We start from the raw sequence: 1,330 nt of genomic DNA, 5'->3' as shown, positions 1-1,330 counted from the left end.
CGTGCTTAACACATGCAAGTCGAACGGTGACGATCAAGCTTGCTTGGTCTGATCAGTGGCGAACGGGTGAGTAACACGTGAGTAACCTGCCCCTGACTCTGGGATAACCCCGGGAAACCGGAGCTAATACCGGATATGACACCAACGGGCATCCGTATGGTGTGGAAAGTTTTTTCGGTCTGGGATGGACTCGCGGCCTATCAGCTTGTTGGTGAGGTAATGGCTCACCAAGGCGACGACGGGTAGCCGGCCTGAGAGGGCGACCGGCCACACTGGGACTGAGACACGGCCCAGACTCCTACGGGAGGCAGCAGTGGGGAATATTGCACAATGGGCGGAAGCCTGATGCAGCGACGCCGCGTGAGGGATGACGGCCTTCGGGTTGTAAACCTCTTTCAGCAGGGAAGAAGCGCAAGTGACGGTACCTGCAGAAGAAGCACCGGCTAACTACGTGCCAGCAGCCGCGGTAATACGTAGGGTGCGAGCGTTGTCCGGAATTATTGGGCGTAAAGAGCTTGTAGGTGGTTTGTCGCGTCTGCTGTGAAAATCCGAGGCTCAACCTCGGACTTGCAGTGGGTACGGGCAGACTAGAGTGTGGTAGGGGAGACTGGAATTCCTGGTGTAGCGGTGGAATGCGCAGATATCAGGAGGAACACCGATGGCGAAGGCAGGTCTCTGGGCCATTACTGACACTGAGAAGCGAAAGCATGGGGAGCGAACAGGATTAGATACCCTGGTAGTCCATGCCGTAAACGTTGGGAACTAGGTGTGGGTCTCATTCCACGAGATCCGTGCCGCAGCTAACGCATTAAGTTCCCCGCCTGGGGAGTACGGCCGCAAGGCTAAAACTCAAAGGAATTGACGGGGGCCCGCACAAGCGGCGGAGCATGCGGATTAATTCGATGCAACGCGAAGAACCTTACCAAGGCTTGACATACACCGGAATCACTCAGAGATGGGTGCGTCTTCGGACTGGTGTACAGGTGGTGCATGGTTGTCGTCAGCTCGTGTCGTGAGATGTTGGGTTAAGTCCCGCAACGAGCGCAACCCTCGTTCTATGTTGCCAGCACGTGATGGTGGGGACTCATAGGAGACTGCCGGGGTCAACTCGGAGGAAGGTGGGGATGACGTCAAATCATCATGCCCCTTATGTCTTGGGCTTCACGCATGCTACAATGGCCGGTACAAAGGGCTGCGAAACCGCGAGGTGGAGCGAATCCCAAAAAACCGGTCTCAGTTCGGATTGGGGTCTGCAACTCGACCCCATGAAGTCGGAGTCGCTAGTAATCGCAGATCAGCAACGCTGCGGTGAATACGTTCCCGGGCCTTG

General features: G+C 56.5%; 1 rRNA gene. It reads left to right on the top strand.

Annotation, left to right across the window (positions count from 1 at the left end):
• Positions 1–1,330, top strand: a 16S ribosomal RNA gene (locus ABD241_RS20620); the annotation flags it as partial.

The organism is Terrabacter lapilli (assembly GCF_039531305.1).
Lineage (GTDB): Bacteria > Actinomycetota > Actinomycetes > Actinomycetales > Dermatophilaceae > Terrabacter > Terrabacter lapilli.
This window is presented reverse-complemented; position numbering and strand designations above follow the sequence as displayed.